Annotated in this window: 21 protein-coding genes; 7 read left to right on the top strand and 14 right to left on the bottom strand. The window is 55.7% G+C overall.

What is annotated here, in order from left to right; translation table 11 throughout:
- Positions 1-38 precede the first annotated feature (38 nt).
- The 6 genes from DM826_RS03420 to DM826_RS03395 form a co-directional block, all read right to left on the bottom strand.
- Positions 39-1793, bottom strand: coding sequence for a methyl-accepting chemotaxis protein (locus DM826_RS03420; RefSeq protein WP_120101490.1), 1755 nt, complete (start codon positions 1791-1793; stop codon positions 39-41).
- A 133-nt stretch (positions 1794-1926) separates the two neighbouring features.
- Complete coding sequence (locus DM826_RS03415) at positions 1927-2517, bottom strand: 50S ribosomal protein L15e (protein WP_120101489.1); 591 nt, start codon at positions 2515-2517, stop codon at positions 1927-1929.
- A 186-nt stretch (positions 2518-2703) separates the two neighbouring features.
- A complete protein-coding gene (locus DM826_RS03410) occupies positions 2704-3243 on the bottom strand; it encodes a hypothetical protein (RefSeq protein ID WP_120101488.1) in 540 nt (179 codons plus the stop codon).
- Positions 3244-3280: 37 nt separating this feature from the next.
- Positions 3281-4447: an asparagine synthase C-terminal domain-containing protein gene (locus DM826_RS03405; RefSeq protein ID WP_120101487.1), complete on the bottom strand. Its 1167-nt coding sequence runs from the start codon at positions 4445-4447 to the stop codon at positions 3281-3283.
- Positions 4444-5130 (bottom strand): PHP domain-containing protein, encoded by a 687-nt coding sequence (locus DM826_RS03400; protein WP_120101485.1) that lies wholly within the window; start codon positions 5128-5130, stop codon positions 4444-4446. The genes DM826_RS03405 and DM826_RS03400 overlap by 4 nt, the downstream gene beginning before the upstream one ends.
- Positions 5131-5205: 75 nt before the next feature.
- A complete protein-coding gene (locus tag DM826_RS03395) occupies positions 5206-5397 on the bottom strand; it encodes a hypothetical protein (RefSeq protein WP_120101483.1) in 192 nt (63 codons plus the stop codon).
- A 129-nt stretch (positions 5398-5526) separates the two neighbouring features.
- On the opposite strand from DM826_RS03395, the gene DM826_RS03390 reads away from it, so the two are divergent.
- Positions 5527-5868, top strand: coding sequence for a glutaredoxin family protein (locus tag DM826_RS03390; protein ID WP_120101481.1), 342 nt, complete (start codon positions 5527-5529; stop codon positions 5866-5868).
- A gap of 137 nt (positions 5869-6005) precedes the next feature.
- Positions 6006-6569 (top strand): DUF7110 family protein, encoded by a 564-nt coding sequence (locus DM826_RS03385; RefSeq protein WP_120101479.1) that lies wholly within the window; start codon positions 6006-6008, stop codon positions 6567-6569.
- Positions 6570-6615: 46 nt separating this feature from the next.
- On the opposite strand, the gene DM826_RS03380 is transcribed toward DM826_RS03385, so the two are convergent.
- Complete coding sequence (locus DM826_RS03380) at positions 6616-7305, bottom strand: methyltransferase domain-containing protein (RefSeq protein ID WP_120101477.1); 690 nt, start codon at positions 7303-7305, stop codon at positions 6616-6618.
- A gap of 140 nt (positions 7306-7445) precedes the next feature.
- Between DM826_RS03380 and ahaH the strand changes: the two genes are divergently transcribed.
- Together ahaH and DM826_RS03370 are read left to right on the top strand one after the other, a co-directional pair.
- Positions 7446-7778: an ATP synthase archaeal subunit H gene (gene ahaH / locus DM826_RS03375; RefSeq protein ID WP_120101474.1), complete on the top strand. Its 333-nt coding sequence runs from the start codon at positions 7446-7448 to the stop codon at positions 7776-7778.
- A complete protein-coding gene (locus tag DM826_RS03370) occupies positions 7765-10020 on the top strand; it encodes a V-type ATP synthase subunit I (RefSeq protein ID WP_120101472.1) in 2256 nt (751 codons plus the stop codon). The genes ahaH and DM826_RS03370 overlap by 14 nt, the downstream gene beginning before the upstream one ends.
- Positions 10021-10055: 35 nt before the next feature.
- Here DM826_RS03370 and DM826_RS12775 read toward each other — a convergent pair whose 3' ends face one another.
- Genes DM826_RS12775 through DM826_RS03350 form a run of 5 tightly spaced genes read right to left on the bottom strand, consistent with a single transcriptional unit; the run spans position 10056 to position 14983 of the window.
- Entirely contained in the window at positions 10056-10298 is a 243-nt protein-coding gene (locus tag DM826_RS12775) for a hypothetical protein (protein WP_133304626.1), read from the bottom strand.
- 58 nt (positions 10299-10356) lie between these two features.
- Positions 10357-11616 (bottom strand): hypothetical protein, encoded by a 1260-nt coding sequence (locus tag DM826_RS12770; RefSeq protein WP_165853239.1) that lies wholly within the window; start codon positions 11614-11616, stop codon positions 10357-10359.
- A gap of 12 nt (positions 11617-11628) precedes the next feature.
- Positions 11629-12414, bottom strand: a complete 786-nt coding sequence (locus DM826_RS03360) for a bactofilin family protein (protein ID WP_120101466.1) — start codon at positions 12412-12414, stop codon at positions 11629-11631.
- Between the two features lie 2 nt (positions 12415-12416).
- Complete coding sequence (locus DM826_RS03355) at positions 12417-13337, bottom strand: hypothetical protein (protein ID WP_120101463.1); 921 nt, start codon at positions 13335-13337, stop codon at positions 12417-12419.
- Positions 13338-13339: 2 nt separating this feature from the next.
- The gene (locus DM826_RS03350) at positions 13340-14983 is read right to left on the bottom strand and encodes a hypothetical protein (RefSeq protein WP_133304624.1); all 1644 of its coding nucleotides are present in this window, start codon (positions 14981-14983) and stop codon (positions 13340-13342) included.
- 261 nt (positions 14984-15244) lie between these two features.
- On the opposite strand from DM826_RS03350, the gene DM826_RS03345 reads away from it, so the two are divergent.
- Positions 15245-16339: a HEAT repeat domain-containing protein gene (locus DM826_RS03345; protein WP_120101459.1), complete on the top strand. Its 1095-nt coding sequence runs from the start codon at positions 15245-15247 to the stop codon at positions 16337-16339.
- Between the two features lie 34 nt (positions 16340-16373).
- On the opposite strand, the gene DM826_RS03340 is transcribed toward DM826_RS03345, so the two are convergent.
- Both DM826_RS03340 and DM826_RS03335 read right to left on the bottom strand, forming a co-directional pair.
- Positions 16374-17561: a serine/threonine protein kinase gene (locus tag DM826_RS03340; RefSeq protein ID WP_165853238.1), complete on the bottom strand. Its 1188-nt coding sequence runs from the start codon at positions 17559-17561 to the stop codon at positions 16374-16376.
- A gap of 187 nt (positions 17562-17748) precedes the next feature.
- The gene (locus DM826_RS03335) at positions 17749-18384 is read right to left on the bottom strand and encodes an IS6 family transposase (protein ID WP_120101455.1); all 636 of its coding nucleotides are present in this window, start codon (positions 18382-18384) and stop codon (positions 17749-17751) included.
- 147 nt (positions 18385-18531) lie between these two features.
- Here DM826_RS03335 and DM826_RS03330 point away from each other — a divergent pair, with 147 nt between their 5' ends.
- Entirely contained in the window at positions 18532-18843 is a 312-nt protein-coding gene (locus tag DM826_RS03330) for a F0F1 ATP synthase subunit C (protein ID WP_120101453.1), read from the top strand.
- A 19-nt stretch (positions 18844-18862) separates the two neighbouring features.
- Positions 18863-19444, top strand: a complete 582-nt coding sequence (locus DM826_RS03325; RefSeq protein WP_120101452.1) for a V-type ATP synthase subunit E — start codon at positions 18863-18865, stop codon at positions 19442-19444.
- The last annotated feature ends 3 nt before the right edge of the window (positions 19445-19447 follow it).

Below are 19447 nucleotides of genomic sequence, written 5' to 3'. Positions count from 1 at the left end.
CAGCAAAATAAGACCGCGGATGTCACTGCTCGAGTGGCTCAGTTGTTGGCCGGGACGGTAAACGGGTCGTTCGTCGACTCGGTGTGTTCGATCACGTCGCCGTCCTCGTTTGTATCCGCGCCGTTCGTGTTGACCGTGTCGCGCTGACCGGTCGCTCCCTCGGTGGCCACGTCCTCTTCAAGATCAAACTGCGAGAGGAGCGATTCGAGTTCGTCGGCCTCGCTGGCGAGTGATTCGACCGTCTCCGAAACGGTCGACAGCGACACCGTCTGCTGTTCGGCCGCCGACGCCGCGCTGGCGGCATCCTCGGCGGTCTCATCGCTGATGTCGGCGACCTCATCCACGACGGCCGCGACATCCTCCGCGGAGGTGGCCTGTTGGTCGGTCGCGTCGCTGATCTCGTGGACGCTGTCGCTCAACTCGGTGACGACCTCAGCGATCTCATCGAACCGGCCCAAGGAGCGTTCGACGGCGTCGGTGCTCTCGCTGACGCGCTGGCTGGCTGATTCGACCTCGGCGATCGTGTCGTCGGATTGGGCCTGAATCTCTTCGAGGCGGTCGGCGATCTCGCCAGCGGCGTCTTTCGTCTCCTCGGCGAGACTTTTGACCTCCTCGGCGACAACTGCGAAGCCATCGCCCTCCTCGCCGGCGCGGGCGGCTTCGATCGAGGCGTTGAGTGCGAGCAGGTTGGTCTGTTCGGCGATATCGGTGATCACCGAAACGATCTCGTCGACCTCGTCGATCCGGCTGCCGAGTGCCTCAACGCTGTCGGCGGCCTCGGTGATCTCGACTTCGATCTCATCGAGTTCCGCGATCGTATCGGTCACCTCTTGGCGGCCCTCGGTGGCGGCCTCGCTTGCGGTTTCGGCCGTTCGGCTGACCTCCTCGGCGGAGGCGGCGATCTCCTCGACGGTCGCCGACAGCGTGTTGACCTCGCTGACGGCGGCTTGGAGCTGCTCGCGTTGCTCGTCGGCTCCGGCGGCGATTTCGTCGGTGGCGGCGGCGATCTCGTCGCCCGCGCGGTCGAGTTCGGTCGTGCTCTCGACGACGCTGTCGGTCGATCGGGAGACCTCAGCGGCGAAGGCGGCGGTCTCGCCGAGGGATTCCTGGAGTGTTCGCAGCAGCTCGTTGTATCGCTCGATAACTACGGTGTAGGTGCCGTCCTCGTCGTTGACGACGGCGGGGTCGATGGTCGCCGTCAGATCGCCGTCGATGGCGGCGGTCGTCGACTCCTCGAAGGCCTCGACAAGGCGTTCAAGCCGGGCCGAGCGGGTTTCGACCTCGTTGGTGTGGGCTTCGAGGTTGTCAGCCATCCGGGTCAGCGATTCGCCGAAGGGGCCGGGGACGGACTCATCGAGGGCGTCGTCGTCGAACTCCTGTTCGGCTAAGGCGTCAGCCTGTGCGGAGACCGTCGCAAGATAGGACTGCAGCGCGCTGAACGAGCGGGTGAGTTCGCCGACCTCGTCAGGCTGGTCGGTGGCGACGGCCTCGGTTTCGACGTGGCCCTCAGCGATCCGTCCGGCGGCGGTTTCGATGTCGGCCAGTGGGTCGATCAGATCTCGCTGGACGATCAGGGCTGTGTTGATAAACGCCACAGTCGCGCCAGTGAACAACAAGGCCTGGATCGCTGTCAGTACCGTTCCCGACAGGACAAACGGGAGCCCAAAGAGACCGATGGCGACGCTGAACTGGATCGCCACCGCTGCCAGCATCTTCCGACGGACGGAGTCGGTGATCCGGAGCCAGTCCATCGTCTTCCAGAGGACGGCTTCGTAGCTATCGAGCAGTGACATATTGTCCGGTACATCAGTCTAATATAAGAAAAAGATGTAGGTTATCACTGTCTGGGAATCGACAATTCGACGGAAAACAGCCCGAACCCGGGGCTCGATCGGTGAGCAGCGGTCGTGAGACCGAGGTGAGCAGCTACTTGCTGCGGTTGCGATCGCTGTTGACGCTCGGGCGCGCGTGCTCAGTCCCTTTCCCACGGGTCTGCATGCCGCGGCCTTTGTCGCCCGCGTTGGTGAGGCCACGGAACGCCCGACCCTTGTGTTGATCCTCGCAGATCCAGTTGAGGTCGTCGTCGGCCTCGATGGCGGGGTGGTTCGGGTCGATGAGGATGACCTCGTGCCATTTCTGTGAGCCGTCTTCGCCGACCCAGTAGGAGTTCAGCACCCGGAGGTTGCGGTATTTCCGGGAGGCGCGCTCCTCGGCGATGCGCTGGATCGATTTCCGGCGGCCGATACGGTTGACGCCCTGCCGTTTGGTACGGCGACCGGCTTTGTGTCGCTGCTTGCGCGCCCCGCCCTTGCGGACGGACACGCGGGCGACAACAACGCCCTGTTTGGCTTTGTAGCCCTGCGAGCGAGCCTTATCGAGGCGGGTTGGGCGATCGACGCGTTCGATCGCTCCTTGGTTCCGCCATTCCTGTTTGCGCTGCCACTGTAGTTCGGCGAGTTTGCCCTCGCTTGGGCTCTCCCATGCTTCGCGGATGTGTGAGTAGACGCTTCGTGCCATAGTTGTCCTCGGGCGCTTGCGATTCAGTCGGTCAGGCCGACCACATTTCGTCCCGGCGAACCGGGTGCCCACTGGTAGCCCGTAACCGCAGTGAGTTGCCTGTTCTATCCCCGAAGCCCGTTTAACCGCTTCGGACTCGCCGCACCGCGGGACGGTGTCACACGGTCAGGAGTTGCCGCCGAGACGTTACGCTGGACAGTCGCTTTCGCTGACGGCCTGTCGCTCCGACCCCTGTTGGATCGCGTTCTGCCCACCGGAATCAAGATTCACGACGACCGCGCGGCCGCCGTAGCCGTGTGTCTGGTCGTGGCCGCGAACGACGACACAGGTTACGTCGTCAGGGATTTCGATCGGCTCGCTTCGCTCAAACGGCTGTTCGTCATGTGGGTGTGTGAGATCACGGCGGCCGAGTTGTGTGCCATCAAGCGTTTCGACCTGCCACCAGTCGGCATACCCCTCCTCGCCAGCGTCGTCGTGGTGGAGACCAACAGTGAACGTACTCGCTCCGCCGCTGTCATCGACGACAACACTCACAACGTTGGCCTCGCGGAGATCCAACTCGCTGTCGTCGTCAGCGGTTGTCGATTCGTTGTCGTCGCTTGGGCTCTCAGATTCGTTGCCGTTGGTTTGACCCTCGGATTCGTTCTGCTCAACGCTGAAACAGCCAGCCAGCGTCGTCGACAGCGTGAGCCCGCCGGCGAGCGTGAGCACGTCGCGTCGATTCATAGCCGGGATTCAGCCGCGATGGTGAAAAAGTCAGGTCTCAGTTGCACAGCTCGCGAATATACTGCCCGACGTGGTCGTCCATCCGTCGCTTATACCCGTTTTGGCGAGCGAGCCGATCCAACTCGCGGCTGACGTAGGTGCCATACTGTACCGCTTTCTTGTCCGCGCCCGCGACAGAGTCCGGGAGGCCGACCGTCTCACGAGCAACCCGCCGCAGGGCAACCTTCCGCGCCTCAGGCGTCGCCAGCAACTCGCCGGGCAGCCGCAACGCGGCGTCGACAACGCGATCCTGGAGGAACGGCGTCACCGGCTCAACGCCAGCGGCCGAGAGCCCACACACGTCGCGTTCCAGCTGACCGGGTAGCGTCTCGATCGTCTCCCGCACCGCGCCGCGAACCGTGTCGCTGTCGACGCGGTGATCGTCGGCCGGCTCGACGACCTTCGAGTAGCCGCCGAACAGTTCGTCCGCCCCCTGGCCGAGCGCGAGGCGATCGTAGCCGTCGGCTGCGGCCCGCTCGGCGACAACGAGCAGCGGCAGCGCGATCGTTACGTCCATCGGATTTGTCCGGTCAATCGCAGCAGCGACCCGCGGGACGGCGTCGATCAGATCGTCGTGAGTGAGTTCGATGACCGTGAGGTCGGCGGCGCGGTCAATTGCGGCGGCAGCCTCGCGGGCGGCGGCGATGTCGTGGCAGCCCTCGAAGCCGACGACGTACAGTGGCGCGTCCGGGAAGCCGCTGGCGACAAGCGCTGAGTCGACCCCACCAGAGAAGGCGACGGCAACGTCGTCTGTGGCCGTCTTCTCGGTGTCGGCGTCAACGCCGAGCGCGCCCGTGAGTGCGTCGGTCACGGCCGCCATCGCCGCGTCGCTGTCGGCGGCCGGCGGCTCCGAGAGCGTGAGTCTCGTCTCGTCGCCGTCGGCGGTGCGGACGCCGCCAGGTGGGACGACAACTGGATCCTCAAGGTCGCCAGGCGTGAACGCCCACGCGCCGTCGGCGGTCGGGTCGGCTGCGTCGGCCTCACTGTAGACCGGCTGGCGACCCAGAATATCCCGGACGAGACGATCGTCGAGACGGCCGCCGAAACCACCCATATCCGCTGGGCCGCGACCGTTTGTGCCGGGCAGCGGATCGCCCCCATCGAGCGCGGCGCGCACAACGTCGGGGTCGGCACCGCGAAGCGGCGGCTGTGGTGGCTGCCTCATCGGAACAACTCACGGATCGCCCGCTGGGCGCGGCGTTTCGCGCCGCCGCCGAACTGCCGGAGGCTAACGTGCCACGGTGTTCGGTGGCCGATAACGCTGGTTCGGCCGCCGCGGATCGCATCGAGAATCGCGTCGGCGGTTGGCTCGTCGGCGTCGACCTCGGTGACCGCTTGGCCGACCAGCTCGGAGATGTGGGCATCGCTGCCGGCGGTCATCGGGAGTTCGCGTTCGAGGGCGAACTGTTCGGCTTGGCGGTTCGCCCGGCCGGTAAACAGCCGGGAGTTGTAGACCTCGATGGCGTCGGCCGAAGCGAGTTGGTCGTCGGTGATATGCGGGGCGACGCCGTGGCGGGATTTCTGGAACGGATGGGGAACGACGGCGATTCCACCCTGATCGTGGATGCGGTCGAGCGTCTCATCGTAGGAGAGCCCCGGCGGAACGAGTTCGTCGATGCCCAACGCAAGGATGTGGCCGACAGCGCTGGTGACCTCCATGCCGACGATCCCGACAAGGCCGTAGTCTGGCGCGCTCACCGCGGTCTCGATGCTGGCGTCGATCTCGTCGTGGTCGGTGATCGCAAGCGCGTCGAGCCCGACGGCCGCGGCCTGTTCGAGCAATAGATCGACGGGGTCGCGGCCGTCATGGGAGCGTTCCGAGTGGGCGTGAAGCTCGACGCGAAACACATCGCTTCCTTCGTGGCGACGCTAATAACTCCCCCCGTTTGCGTCGCGGTCGACAGGGGGCTGTCAGCGATCGGCTTAACTGCTCGATCGCATGCTCGGGACGATCAACAGGACGGCGATAACGGTTGCCAGGACGACCGCACCGCCGTAGGCGACGGGCAAGGGGTTGCCAACTTCGATCCCGTGTTGGATCTCAGAGATGACAAACGCGGTGCCGGCCAGTGCCAACACGAGCCCCGCGCCGCCCCAGGTGATGTTCGCGTTCATACCCATGGCTGATTCCATCAGCCTACAAGGAGGTGTCGGATTCCAACGGGTGCCGATGGCCGCCAGCGGGCGCACCCGGAGAGGGAACCGGACGCAACGCCTATGGCCCCGTCGTTCCTATGGAGTGGTATGACCTTCCAACCCGACAGCGAACTGGACGCCGAGTCCGTCCAGGAACGCGTCGATGAGGCGATCGAAAGCAACGATGTGGTGCTGTTCATGAAGGGGAATCAACTGATGCCGCAGTGTGGCTACTCGGCCAACGCCCTTGAGTTGATCAGCGAACACGTCACGGAGTTTGAGACCGTCGACGTGCTGCCGGCCCTCGACGAGTACCGCGAAGCCCTATCGACTCACAGCGATTGGGAGACGATCCCGCAAACGTTCGTCGACGGCGAGTTTGTCGGCGGCAGCGATATTCTGACCGAACTCGACGAGCGCGGCGAACTCGAAGCGACGCTGACGACCTGAGCCCACACGAGGTCGCTGGCGACGCCGCCCACAGCCATCGGTCGCTGGCGGACACGAAAGGATAGCCCATATACCAGTGGGGGCCCTACAGTCGGTAGGTATCGGCACCCACGTCGACGACACCACCATCCAACATCATGACAGGCCGCGTATTCCGTCTCCACTCGACGCTTGAATTGCCGCTCGAAGACCTAGAGGAGTATCTGGAGGATCCAGATCTCCCCGACGAGATCGACGAGGTGACACTCACCCGACGCAACAACACGTTAATCATCAACGCCGAGGCCAGCGACGAGAGCCTCAGCAAATACACCCCAACAGCCCAACTCAAAGCCAGCGTGACCGAAACCCGGGTCTACGAGGAGGAACCGCCGCGGGCCGGCGGGCCGAGCTGGGGCGACGAGGAGGAAGAAGAGATCCCCTCGGAGCTCGTCGAGTTCGCCTGCTTCAAGGGCGACCGCGAAACCGTGCTCCAGAACACCGCCGTCCAGTACGGGATGTTCGAGGTGCTCACCGAGATCGCCAAGCTCTCTGAGAAAGGGACGCTGACAGCGATCTCCGAGCACGACGGCGAGCTCGAAGCAACACGGATCGTCGAAGGCGAACAACGGCCCGCAACCGTCGAGGTCGTCGAAAACCCACAGAACAGTGCCGGGAAAAACGGTGTCGACTGGCGCGACAACGAGTTTATCGACGAATAGCGCGAGGACGTGTTTTTCTGCGGCCCAGCCTGGAGGCTACGGCGCGTTAATCAGCCGCGGAATCACCGGCTGTGGCGTGGTCGGTGGCTGCGTCGGCAACGCCGTCTGTGGCCGCGGCCGCCGGGACGGTCGCAACCGTCGTGATCGCCTTCGGGCTACCGGGGCTGGCCTGTTGGATATGGTGTTCGAAGTCAGTGTAGCCGGCAGTCTCAAACATGCGGTCGGCCTCGTTTTCGTCGTAAAACAGCATGATCGCATCGGCGAGTTTCTGCATGACGACCGAGTTTGGATAGTCGGGGCCGACAACGAGGACGCGGCCGCCGGGCTTGGTGACCCGCCGGAACTCTTCGAGGGCGTCGATCGGGTTGGGCCAGTACTCGATCGAGCCTGACGACCAGAGGTGATCAAACGTGTCGTCAGCAAACGGGAGGCGTTCGGCGTCGCCGCGGTGGAATTTTACCTTGTCGTGCTTGCCGAACTTGGCGAAGGCCTTCTCCATCTGATGGATCGACTGGTCGAGACAGTACACGTTGTCGGTGTGTTGGAGCAGCCCCTCGGTCGCAAACCCGGTGCCTGAGCCCACATCGAGGACGCGGTCGTCGGGCTGGATGTCGAGCCACGCGATGGCCTCGTCGCGCATCTCGTCGTTCCAGATGAAGGGGTTGATTGTATCGTAAACCTTCGAGAGATATTTGTAGAACAGGCGCGCTCTGGCCTTGTTCTCAAGGATTCCCATGTCAGTATTCCCTATGGGCGGCGTGACAATAACGGTACGGATTTGCTGAACACGCGGAGCCGACACAGACCCATCGAACCGCCGAGACGTTCCGCAAACACCTTATATGCAGCTACTGCAATTCCGGATGATTAGTGAGCATGCCGAGACAAGAGGTTCTCAACGAGATCAAGGCGGCCGAGGACGACGCCGAGGAGATCGTTGCCGAGGCGGAAGCCGACGCCGAGGAACGCATCGCCGAGGCCCGATCCGACGCCGACGAGATCCGCACGACGGCCGAGGAGGAGGCCGAACAGGACGCGGCCGAGCGACTGGAGGCGGCCCGCGAGGAGATCGACGCCCGCCGTGAGGAAATCCTCGAAGAGGGCGAGGCAGCCCGGGAGGAGCTCGTCGAGGAGGCCCAAGACCGGATCGACGAGGCCGTCGAGCTGGCCATCGATCGCTTCGAGGAGGCCGTGAATGCTCAGACCTGAGCAGATGAGCAAGGTGTCGGTGACGGGCTCAAAACGCGTCATCGACGACGTCATCGAGGCTGTCCACGCACTGAACCTGCTGGATCTGTCTGACTACGACGGCTCTTGGAAGGGCTTCGACGGCGGCCGCTCGCTGGAAAGCGCGGAGGAAACCAACGAGCAACTCGTCACCGTTCGCGCGCTCAAAAGCACGCTCGGGATCGAGGACGACGACGCCGGCCAGACCCGGATCGTCGACCGCGAGGAACTCAACGCCGAGCTCCCCGAGCTCCGCGACCGCATCAACGACCTCGACGACCAGCGCGGCGAGCTTGAAACCCAGATCCGCGAGATCAACGAGGAGATCGAGGCGGTCGCCCCCTTCGCCGAACTCGGGCTTGATTTGGCTCTCCTGAGCGGCTACGACTCGCTGGCCGTCCTCGTCGGCCACGGCGACCGCGACGCCATCGCCGCGGAACTCGACGACGAGGAGACGATCAACCGCTTCGAGATCTTCACGGGCGGCGACACACAGGCGATCTTCGCCCAGCCCGCCGAGGGGTACGACCCCACAAGTGAACTCATCGCCGACTCACTCGTCGGTGTCGAGTTCACGACGCTATCGGTGCCTGACGCCGAGACCTCTCCCAAGCAGTACGTCGCTGACCTCGAAAGCGAAAAGGAAACACTCGAAGCCGAACTCGGCGAGGTCGAAGCCGAGTTGGAAACAGTCAAAGCTGAGTCGGCTGGCTTCCTGCTCGCGGCTGAGGAGTATCTCGCCATTGAGGCCCAAAAGAAGGAGGCGCCACTGTCGTTTGCGACGACGACCAACGCCTTCGTCGCCGAGGGCTGGATTCCGACCGACCGCTACGACGACCTTGCGGCCACGCTCGATAGCGAGGTCGACGGCCCGGTCGATGTCGACGAGATCGAGCGCGCCGAATTCAAATCGAACGGCGAGGCGCACGTCGAAGACCACGGCAGCGCGGCTGACGCTGATGCCGAGGCTGCTACCGATGGCGGCGAAGTCGTCGCCGACGGCGGTGGCGCGGTCACGATGAACGATGACGATCCGCCGATCATCCAGAGCAATCCCGGCATCGTCAAACCGTTCGAAGTGCTCATCGAAGCTGTCAGCCGGCCAAAGTACAACGAGTTCGATCCGACGGTCATCCTCTTTCTGACGTTCCCGGCCTTTTTCGGGTTCATGATCGGTGACCTCGGCTACGGGCTCATCTACATGGGGATCGGCTACTACCTGTATACGGCCTTCGACAGTCAGGGATTCAAGAGCATGGGCGGGGTCACCATCGCCGCCGGTGTGTTCACCGCTGTCTTTGGGATTCTCTACGGTGAGCTGTTCGGCTTACACGTGATTGCGACGTACTTCTGGGAAGGCGTCGTCGACCTTGCCCACGCACCGATAGAGAAGGGTCTCTCGCCGGCTGGTGCCGACTGGGCCCGCGGCTGGCTCGTCGTCAGCGTGCTCGTCGGTGTTGTCCACCTCAATATCGCGTGGATTCTCGGCTTCATCGAGGACTTCCAGATTCACGACCTCAAACACGCGATCTACGAAAACGGCTCGTGGATCCTGATGATGAATGGGCTGTGGGTCTGGGTCTTCAGCGACGCGGTTCGCGGTGCGGTGCCGGAGTTCATCTACACCACCTTCGCTGCTGAGGGTGTGCTCCCACTCGGATTCAGTGGCTTCCCGGCGATGGGGCTGTTCAGCATTCCGGTGATTGGTGGCGAATTCACGATCCCGCTGTTGGTCTTCGTCATCGGGCTGTTCCTCTTGGCCCTCGGCGAGCCGATCGAGGTCGTCGAATTCCTGAACGTCCTTGTCAACGTGCTGTCGTACACCCGACTTGCGGCGGTGCTGCTCGCCAAGGCGGGGATGGCTTTCACGGTCAACCTCCTGTTTTTCGGCGTGTGGGTCACCGAAACGAGCCACGGTGCGGAGTGGCACTTCGGGCTGCAACACTCGCCGGCGTACTACCTCGAACAGGGCACCTATCACGGTGAGGCGGTCACCGGCGTGTTGTTCCCGGGACTCGTCCACGGGGAAGCCGCCTCGCTGTTGATCGGGATTCTCGTCCTCGTTCTCGGTCACATCCTCGTCCTCGCGCTTGGTGTGACGAGTGCCGGCCTGCAGGCGGTGCGTCTCGAATACGTCGAGTTCTTCGGGAAGTTCTTCGACGGCGGCGGCCGCGAGTATACCCCGTTCGGCTACGAACGGGAGCATACTACGACCGAGAGCTAAATCAGCACCACCAGTTCTTAGATTTGCTAAGTCTGCTACTGATCATAAAAGTGGAAGCCAACACCCCACATAGCGATAAGGAACGTTGAAACCACAAGCATTCCACTTATTTCGTCAGATATATTTACACCCGTAAGACTGGTAAAAAGTCCACCAACCATATGTGACAGATCACTGAACGGAGGTATGTACGTGTTGATATGTTTGACCAGAAATGCTGCTGCGATGTATGAAACGAGATGACCGCTTATATGGGAGCCACTGGATTTTGCTGGCATTATTGATGGAAAAATGTTGAACTTGCTACGATATACTTCCACCGGTATCGGCACCATTTCACATAGCGTCGGTTGCTGCACGCATAACGCGGTCGTTGCGATCTATTTTGAGTAGCTGAAGAATGTCTTCCGATTTCGAGTCTTCAATCTCAGCGCAGGCTTCACATACAGCAATCCGAATCTCGGGATCATCGCTATCAGCCCACTCATCAAGAGCGGCCAACACTTCATCTGTGGCCGGGTATTCGGTGAGGGCCGTTCCAAGCCGCTGCACATCATTTGCAGTGACTTGATCGTCGATCTGGGCAAGAATCTCATCGGGAGCAGCTACACCCGGTGTAGAAGGTTCTTCATCGGCAGTTGGTTCAGTGTCAGATTTGGGCTTCTCTTGGGATGGCTCATCGTCTGCCGAAGTAGCTGTGGTGCTCTCTCCTGCCGAATCGTCTTCAACTACATCATGGTCTACTGGTGCATCTCCGCTTGGGGCTGACTCTGAGCTTACAGTTGTTTCGGGGGTTTCGCTTTCAGAAGAAACGTCGTTCTCGCTGCCGCTAGAATTGGGGTTGGACGGTTGAGAATCACCTGCAGGAGTTTCAGCATCGTAGGTCATGGCACTTGCTTCTGTTTTATTCACAGAACCTTGTGTTCGAATCTTATATCCACAATAGACCACAAAGAAAATCGCCGCATAGTTAGCTAGCGAGAAGAAAACAATAACAAAATTACTGGCAAATTTTTCTAGCATCCAGAATCGAGGACGAGAAAGAATAAAATAGACTCCTGTTAATTCCCCCATAAACTGATTGAATGTGCTGCTAATAAGTAGGAAGATACCGTATGCAAATGCGATATTCAACCCTCCACCTTGAGTTGAGCTATTTTGAACCCAGTAACCCAACACAGACGGCACAAGAACAGTTACTACTAGTCCGGCCTTCCACCAAGCACCTCTTAGCTCATACTGTATAAGTCGGCTTAGTATAAATAAAGCATTCAAGCCAGCAATAGCAAAGAGACCCATGTAAAATCGTTCATAATAGTTGCTTGTTACTGAACCACTTGAGCTTGGAAAGGTAGTTGATTCGGAATCAGCTAACGAGTCGGACGTTTCAGATTGTTCACTATCAGATTCGCTGGCAATGGCTGTGCTAGACTTCTCTCGTATTTCCCTTGTAGATGTATTGGGAACCGAATTCGCAACATCACCAGCACTCACATCAGATCGCTGGAATAGCTTCACTACAAGCTTTATTGGGAACACGACAGCCTTGATAATACCTTTCAGTATTTTTAGCGTTATCTTGATTGCAAAGATCATCGGTTGAGCTATTTATATAATGTCAGGGACGTGGTCGTCACTCACACCAAGCGTGTTTAGAATCTCTCCTGCCGCAGGAGTATCGACTCCCGAGGTCGCGGTGACGACCTTCTGCAGAGTCAATTCAAGTTCCTCAAGCCGGTCGGTGACTACCTCTAGGTTGAGGATTCGCGGCGACAGCGTAAGATAGGTTGATTCGTGCAGCTCGATCAAATCATCTTCATCCATTGTCGGGAAGTCAGCTTCGTCAATGTCCAACTGACCAAGACCAGTTACTGTCACAGGAGTATCAAACTCAACTTTACCTTCGACAATCGCTTGGGGGAGCACTGTTGACACCCCTGTTAGGGTTGCCTCACCATACGTTTTGAAACTGTAACAGAGCGTATTTGTAGCTGACAGTCGTGTCTCTGCCGTGATGAGGCCGATCACAACGCAATTTTCAAGTACAACATTACTACCAACAACGTTCCCATAGACAATAGTATTCGTCAATCTGACTCGCTGTCCTGTAATTGTGCCATACACAGCTGAGGCTGATGATGTTATTCTTCCATCTGTTCCGATATCTCCGTCCACATTGCCAGACTCTAATTCAACACTCTCTGCACCCATTACCGATCCTTCAACCTTCCCGCGGTCGATATTAATCGTCTCACCATAGATACTTCCCTCAACCGTCGCGCCAGGTTTGATTTTGACAGGCCTGCTGATTTCTGACTTAACAGTAGGTGTTATTTTTCCGTCATATGTCTCATTTTCTTCGATAATTGCCCGTGTCTTTTCAATTGATGCCATGGTTACGTGTCCTCCTCCAACGTTACCTCAACTTGCTCTGGCAGTGCGTCTTCATACGCATCAGCTGTTGAGACGAGCGGTGGATCAGATGTTGTATACTGTTCGATATTATCCGTAATGCTAGCTTGATCAATCTGCTCTGTCCGGGTTTCATTTATTGGACATGCAGACACCACAGAATCCATGCCTGGCAGTGGAGTCAATGTTGCACCGTCTTCAGAATCATTCTCAACTGCTGACGGTTCAATGAGCGTTGTACTCGTACTGCCATTGATTTCGACCTCCACAGCGTAGTATGGTAACTGAATTGGTTTCGGCTCTTCTACGTCAGTCTCGATGTCAGTTCTTGTTCTATCTATTTGCTCTACCAGTTCATCCTGCTTTTTTACAAATTCATGAATTTCGCCGACGGCTTCTGACGTTCTCGATTCAACCCGTTCCCTCCGGTTCTTCACAACCGCATCATTTTGTGCTTGAAGTGACATCCAAGCCGTCGTGACGTGTTCTGCGAACGGTGTCTCAATCCCCTCCTCAAATTGATTCTCATCAATCTCAAAAATGTGCGACCCTACGTCCCGGATGCGGCTGGCTGCCTTCTCATCAAGTTCGTCGTGTTTATCTTCGTATCTGTCGGCGATACGTTCTAATTGCCTGTCAAGCTCTTCTTCCTCAACATCAATTCGTTCCCTCTCAGCATCAATCTGCGGGAGGATCGATTTGACCTCAACCATATGCTCCATCATCTTCATCTCAGCTTGAGCTTGGATGGTGTCATTGATCGCCTCCAAAACTTTTTCAACACCATCAGTAATCGCTGTGTGGACTTTGGTTATCTCACTCTTTATTTTCTGACCTTCTTTTAGTGTATCTTTGAGTGTTCTATGTATAGATTTCAGGATTGGATGAAGATCATCGTTTGCCATGATTATTTCCCCCTCTTATTTGGTTTGTTTGCGTGTGTTGTCGCAATTGCTCCCATCACTCCTTTAGTCATCTCTTGTTGTTCGGCCACCTGTCTGCCAGCAATCTCAGCTTCTTTAGCCACCTGGCCCTGTGTGATTTCAGCCTGCTGTTCCATCTGTGCCTTGGCAATTTGCCTCTGTTGTGCCATCTGTTCTTTGTGTCTCTGTCGTTCTTCTTCACGCATCATTTCAGCCCGCTGTTCCGCTTCGTTTTCGGCTTCTTGAATGCGATTTTCAACTATGCCCTCGGTTTCTTTCAGCGTTTCCTGTGTTTTCTGATCTATTCTCTCGAACGAGTCGGATATATCTTGTCTGAATTTTTCTTTTCGTTGACTGCTAAGCCGTTCATACTTGACCATCAGGTTACCAATCTCTTCAACGATTCCCTCTTTGGCTTTTGCCTCAGTCTGAAGATCTCGAATACGGGATCTGATATCCTTAATTCGGTTTTCGACATTCCGAATCTCTTCACGACGCTGTTCGAACTCTCGTTCTTTTAGCTCGGCCTTCTGATCCTCAATGGATTCATATACCTCACGACGCTGATCGTCTTTTTCTGTCCACAGTTGATCCCAGACATCTAACACGACTTCATCCCGAATCCGGTGGCGTGGAATTCCGCCGTCCAGCGCAAAGTTGGATCGGCAAGCATCACAATGCCACTCACCATCAACACCGACAATCTCTAACCGTGACTCAATATCATCCTCCATGCAATCGGGACAATAGAAATTGTATGAAATCATCCCAAACATGTCGCCAGCAGTCTTGATATGATCATTGAGGAGGCTTGTGGCCGTTTCTTGTAGTCCAGATAGCTCGTTAGCCAAGTCTCGGCTGTGATCACTCACATTCAATAAAGTTGACTCACCGTGATCTTCGTCAGCCATCGACTCAAAGTCACTAAACGTGGTAACTTGATCTATTGCTTTTTCTAGTGAAACCGAGACACCACCTGCGTCAATTGGATCTTCCTCTGCCATTGGTGCGAGTTTGTCAAGCGTGCTAACGGCAGACTCCTTTTCTGTCAGCACTGGTGCAGTAAGTTCGTGTCGCTCCGCAGTATTGATCGCATTTTGAACGTCCGCAACCGATTGGACGAAATCAGTCTCTACATCCGATTGATCAGTCATTACTACAGGAAACTCACTCATTTCAGCAAGGTTTTCTTCAACAGACTCCACAACATTGGGGTCATCCAACAACTCAACCGAGAATTCCTTTCTTTCTATTGAATCAGTGGCATCAAATACTACTGTCCCGTCTCTGTCGGGTATCATATAACCAGTCCAGTAGCCTTTTTTAATGCCTGTCACTGATACGTCCGGTTCTTGAGAACGTACGTATCCAATACCGCCACCACCGACTAGAAGACCCAATGCAGATATGCCGATTCCAATATTATTGCCCGTGGAGAATATACCGACTCCGACGACAACTAACAACAAGCCTGCAGCACCGAGACGTTTGATCCTACCCCACTGTGAATTTACATGTTCACTAACTTCGTCGTCAATGGCTTGCTTAATTGCCAGCGTTTGTGCTTCTCGCTCACTGATCGGTTCGTTGCCGTCGAATATGGTGTGAGGTAAACGCATCCATTCCAACAGAACAAGCCGTTTATTTTATATTTTGGGTTTGCATTATATTTTGAATATATAAAATAAACAATTAATTGCAACCATCTTCCAGTCGTGATTTGGTTATGAGAGCCAACAGTCTGACCAAAGAATATAAATCGATTGACTGAACATGTTGGATTGATTGGTGATGAAACAGAAAGAATCAAAGAACAGTAATAGATTAGACCACCCACAGATGACTGATCTCACTGCCGTTCAACAGCACAAACAAATAATTTTTTTAACATGATATTCACGCTCAAAATCCTCCGAAAATTGTTGGGTGTCGTATTTAAGATGGTGAAATTACCGATCAAATTGGTAAGTCTACTGTCTGGATCTCAGGTAGCAAGTGTTGGCTCAACAGTCGGGGAGAGTATGGAGGAAGCCTCTACAGAGACGACTAACTCAGAACCCGCTGAAGAAACAACACCAGTGGGTTCCCCAAATAAAACTCCTCAAGAGGCACAAAAATATCTCACTTGGCTACAGTATGGTATGTTTGGTTGGGGTGCACTCCAAGCCATTTTGTTTGTGATAATTATTACTTCTCTCGGCATGATATCACTTCAGGGACAGTCAGGAATCTTACCTCTTGTCGGCGTGATTGGTGGAATTGGCGTACTATTGCCGATAGCAATTGGTGTCGGCTTGCGCCGTGAATCGAAGATAGCATGGTACGCAGCGATAGGATATGTTGTTCTGAATGCTCTTTCCATATTTGCATCACCACCATCAGCCATCGTCCAGCTGCCTCTAGCAATCGGGTTTGGGTATCTTGCGCTAAACAGCAAACCTGCTGTAGAATCCACGATCAACGAGCCAGCAAACGATGAGAAAACAACTAAATCGGATGCTGGTGAGGCAGATAAACCCGAGTCAGGCAGCCAACAGGCCTCATCCAGCGACGTATCAAAGAAAACCGCCGAGCAGGAGGAGGACAGCGAACAATCATCGGGAGAATCAGCACAGAAAGACGAAATGTCTCATAAAGAGAGTGCAGCAACGTCTGGCGAAGGCAGTAGTAATAAACAGGCAAAACTCCAATTGGAGGAATACGAATCACGCTTGTCTGATAAAGATGCAACAGAGCGGCAAGAGGTCTGTAGAGAGTTAGCAACTGCAATTGACGCGGAGGAGGTTCCTACAGATGCAGCTGTTGATCAATTGACCGCTATTTTGGAAAATGACGATGATACCGCAGTGAGAAAAGCCGCCTGTGAAGCACTTGGTGCTGCTGACACCCCAACCGCGACTGATGTACTTGAAACATATAGACTGGATTCAGACAGGGAAATCAGTCAAACTGCAAGCCAAGTATTGAGAAACAAAGCTGATTAGCGTTTTCTATCAAATATTATATTATCTGGATAAACTATTTATCGCTGTTTTCGTCTTCAGAGCTGGTTTTTGGGTTCATCCCTGGAGGATCATCTCGGTACTGCCAGGGGACCTCTTTTTTTCTTTCTGACTCCGCCCAAGAATCCAGTTGTTCCAAAATATCTGCATTTTCATTCCAAAGTGTAGTATTTTCGGTATTATTACCGAAATTACCCAAGTTATTTGCTGTGACATCGTTGAATTCTGCTCCGACTTCAGATTCCACAGTTTCCAATTCGGACTCTCGGTGATCTGTCGTTGTATCAGTATTACCCCGACCACAGATGAGAGTGGGGCTCTGATCATGTGCAACAGTATGAAACAGAGATTCTAAGTCACGACGGAAGTCAAGCATTGACTCATACCTTTCTTTTCTTCGTGTTGAAAGAGCGGTAGCCAGCACCTCATCCACTGCTGCTGGAAGAGTTGGGTCAACTTTTGTTGGTGGAGTGGGTGATTTACTGGTGTGTTTATACATTACCTCAACTGATTTTCCAGTGAATATTTTCTTCGCGGTGAGAATCTCATATACAACGGTGCCGAGTTGATATATATCCGTTATGTTGTCTGGGCTTTCGTATTCTTCAGGTTCAAACTGTTCTGGAGCTGCATATCTCGGTGAAAGGGCGTTACTGTCTTGGGCTGTATCGAATAAGCACTTGGATACACCCCAGTCGCCAATCTTTGGCACATCCCAAACATCATTGGATAGTCTTCGAAATAATATATTATCAGGTTTTATATCTAGATGCGCTATGCCAGTAGTGTGTGCTTCCCAGACCGCATCAGCGACCGACACAGAAATCCATAATCCCTCCAAGTGTGATATAGATTCAATCCGGTCAGACAGGCTTCCTCCGTCCATGTGTTCAAACCCGATCCAAGGAAACGGTTGCTTTCCCCAGTCCACCAATTCAACTATATGATCGTGATCAAGCGCTGAACATATCTCAGCTTCATTTTCAAACTTCTTGAATATATCTTCGGAGACAGTCTTGTTTCCTGATGGTTGCTTAACGACGATATCATCATCTAGATAGTCAGTATACATACGTAAAATATCGGTATCCGAATTAGCTGCAATGAGTTCTTTTTTCTTTAGTTCAGAAAGACTGACTGTAGTATTAGGGCCCGTGGGTATCCATTGTGGTATCTTTGGATGTACATCCGGGGGGAGCGTCATGTTAGTATACATTAGCCGTAGAGGGTAACAAACCTTTGATCAAAAAACCTGCACCGTGTATGGTGGAAGGGAGTTGGGTACGACCAGACAATTTCAAAATAAACTAATATATTACTCGAATCATGATATAAATATCAATTTTAATTCTATATCTCGGAGATATGACCTGTGTGTGCGGGGGTAGTGTTCAGATAAGCTGGTTCCATGCGAAGCTGAACGATCTGAGCCAGTCGTCGGCTGTGTCTGCTGAGGCGTTGCTGAAACAGTTCGAGAAATAGATAGTTCTGCGTTTTAGTTCTCTGAAGACACGTTCGACAGCGTTTCGATTTCCATGTTTTTCGTATCTGAAATCGTAGCCGGCTCGGTGACAGGCAGCCTGTAGTGAGTGGGCACCATCAATGAGAAAGACGGCGTCAGCAACGTCGTGTTTCTCGCTGAGCTCAGCGAGAAACACTTCTGCGAGTCCGGTGTTAGTCGTCGGTTCAAGGTTTGTATGCAGCAATTCGTTTGTCTCTGAGTCAACCGCTGCGTACAGCCAATATCGCTCGTCGTTGAGGTGGATCACCGTTTCATCAACCGCAACGTGATCCGGGCCTTTCCCAGACGTGGGCTGTAGATCCGCCTTGTGAACCCAGTTATGTACGCTTGATCGAGCGCGTTCGACACCGAATACCTCAAGTACAGAAACAGTATTCGAAAGTGATAATCCAGACAGATGCAGCTGAATACTGAGCTTCATCAGAAACTCCGGTGTCGCTTCTCGTTCCACAAAGGCTAACTCAATTTGGTCGATACTGCCACTGAGGCGTCCGAATTCTTCCATAAGCACGTAGAACTCGTGACGCCTCACTTTTCACTCCTTGTCTGAACACTGCCGTGTGCGGGTTTGGGAAGCTTTATGTCGACGGTGAGACGAAACGCAACTGTTCGGCGACAAGCCAACGCAACCTGAGCGGACGACACATAACACATGAGCTTGGAACTTACATCACAAGTCGGTAATATCGTATTGACGAGTGGAAACGCGGGCGCAGCCGCAGAGGCAGCTGCGAGCGCAGCCGCAGAGGCAGCATCATCAACCGGAGCCCTCAGCCCATCGGCAGCGGCTGCCCTCGGTGTTGGACTGGCGGCCTTCGGCGCTGGCTATGCGGAGCGCGGCATCGGTGCGGCCGCAGTCGGCGCAATGGCCGAAAACGAGGATCTGTTCGTCAGAGGCCTGATTCTGACTGTCCTGCCCGAGACGCTCGTGATCCTCGCACTCGTTGCGATCTTCCTCGTCTAACGGGGCGTTCCTTTCACCAATGAGTTTGGAACACGTCGTAGACGACATCAAAGACGAAGCCCGCGCGCGTGCAGAGGAGATTCGTGCGGACGCCGAGGAGGAAGCCGAGGCAATCATCGCCGAGGCCGAGGCCGACGCCGAGGCGATCAAAGACGAGCGCGCCGCCGAGGTCGAGTCCCAGATCGACCAAGAGCGCGAACAGGCACTGTCGAGTGCGAACCTCAAAGCCAAACAGCAGCGGCTCGAAGCCCGTCGGGACGTCCTCGCCGATGTTCGCGAGGAGGTCGAAGTCGCATTGGTCGAGCTGTCGGGTGACCGCCGCGAGTCGCTTACCGAGGCGCTCATCGCAAACGCCGCGACGGAGTTCGATGACGACGCGACCGTCACCGTCTACGGGCGCGGCGACGATCAGGAACTCATCGAGGGGATCCTGACGGACTACGACGGGTTCAGCTTCGGCGGCGAGCGCGACTGCCTCGGCGGCGTGATCGTCGAGAGCGACACCTCACGCGTTCGGGTGAACAACACCTTCGACTCGGTTCTCGACACCGTCTGGGATGAGAACCTGAAGGAACTCTCAGAACACCTCTTCGAGCAATGAGCA

Source organism: Halonotius aquaticus, assembly GCF_003605575.1.
Taxonomy (GTDB): domain Archaea; phylum Halobacteriota; class Halobacteria; order Halobacteriales; family Haloferacaceae; genus Halonotius; species Halonotius aquaticus.
This window is presented reverse-complemented; position numbering and strand designations above follow the sequence as displayed.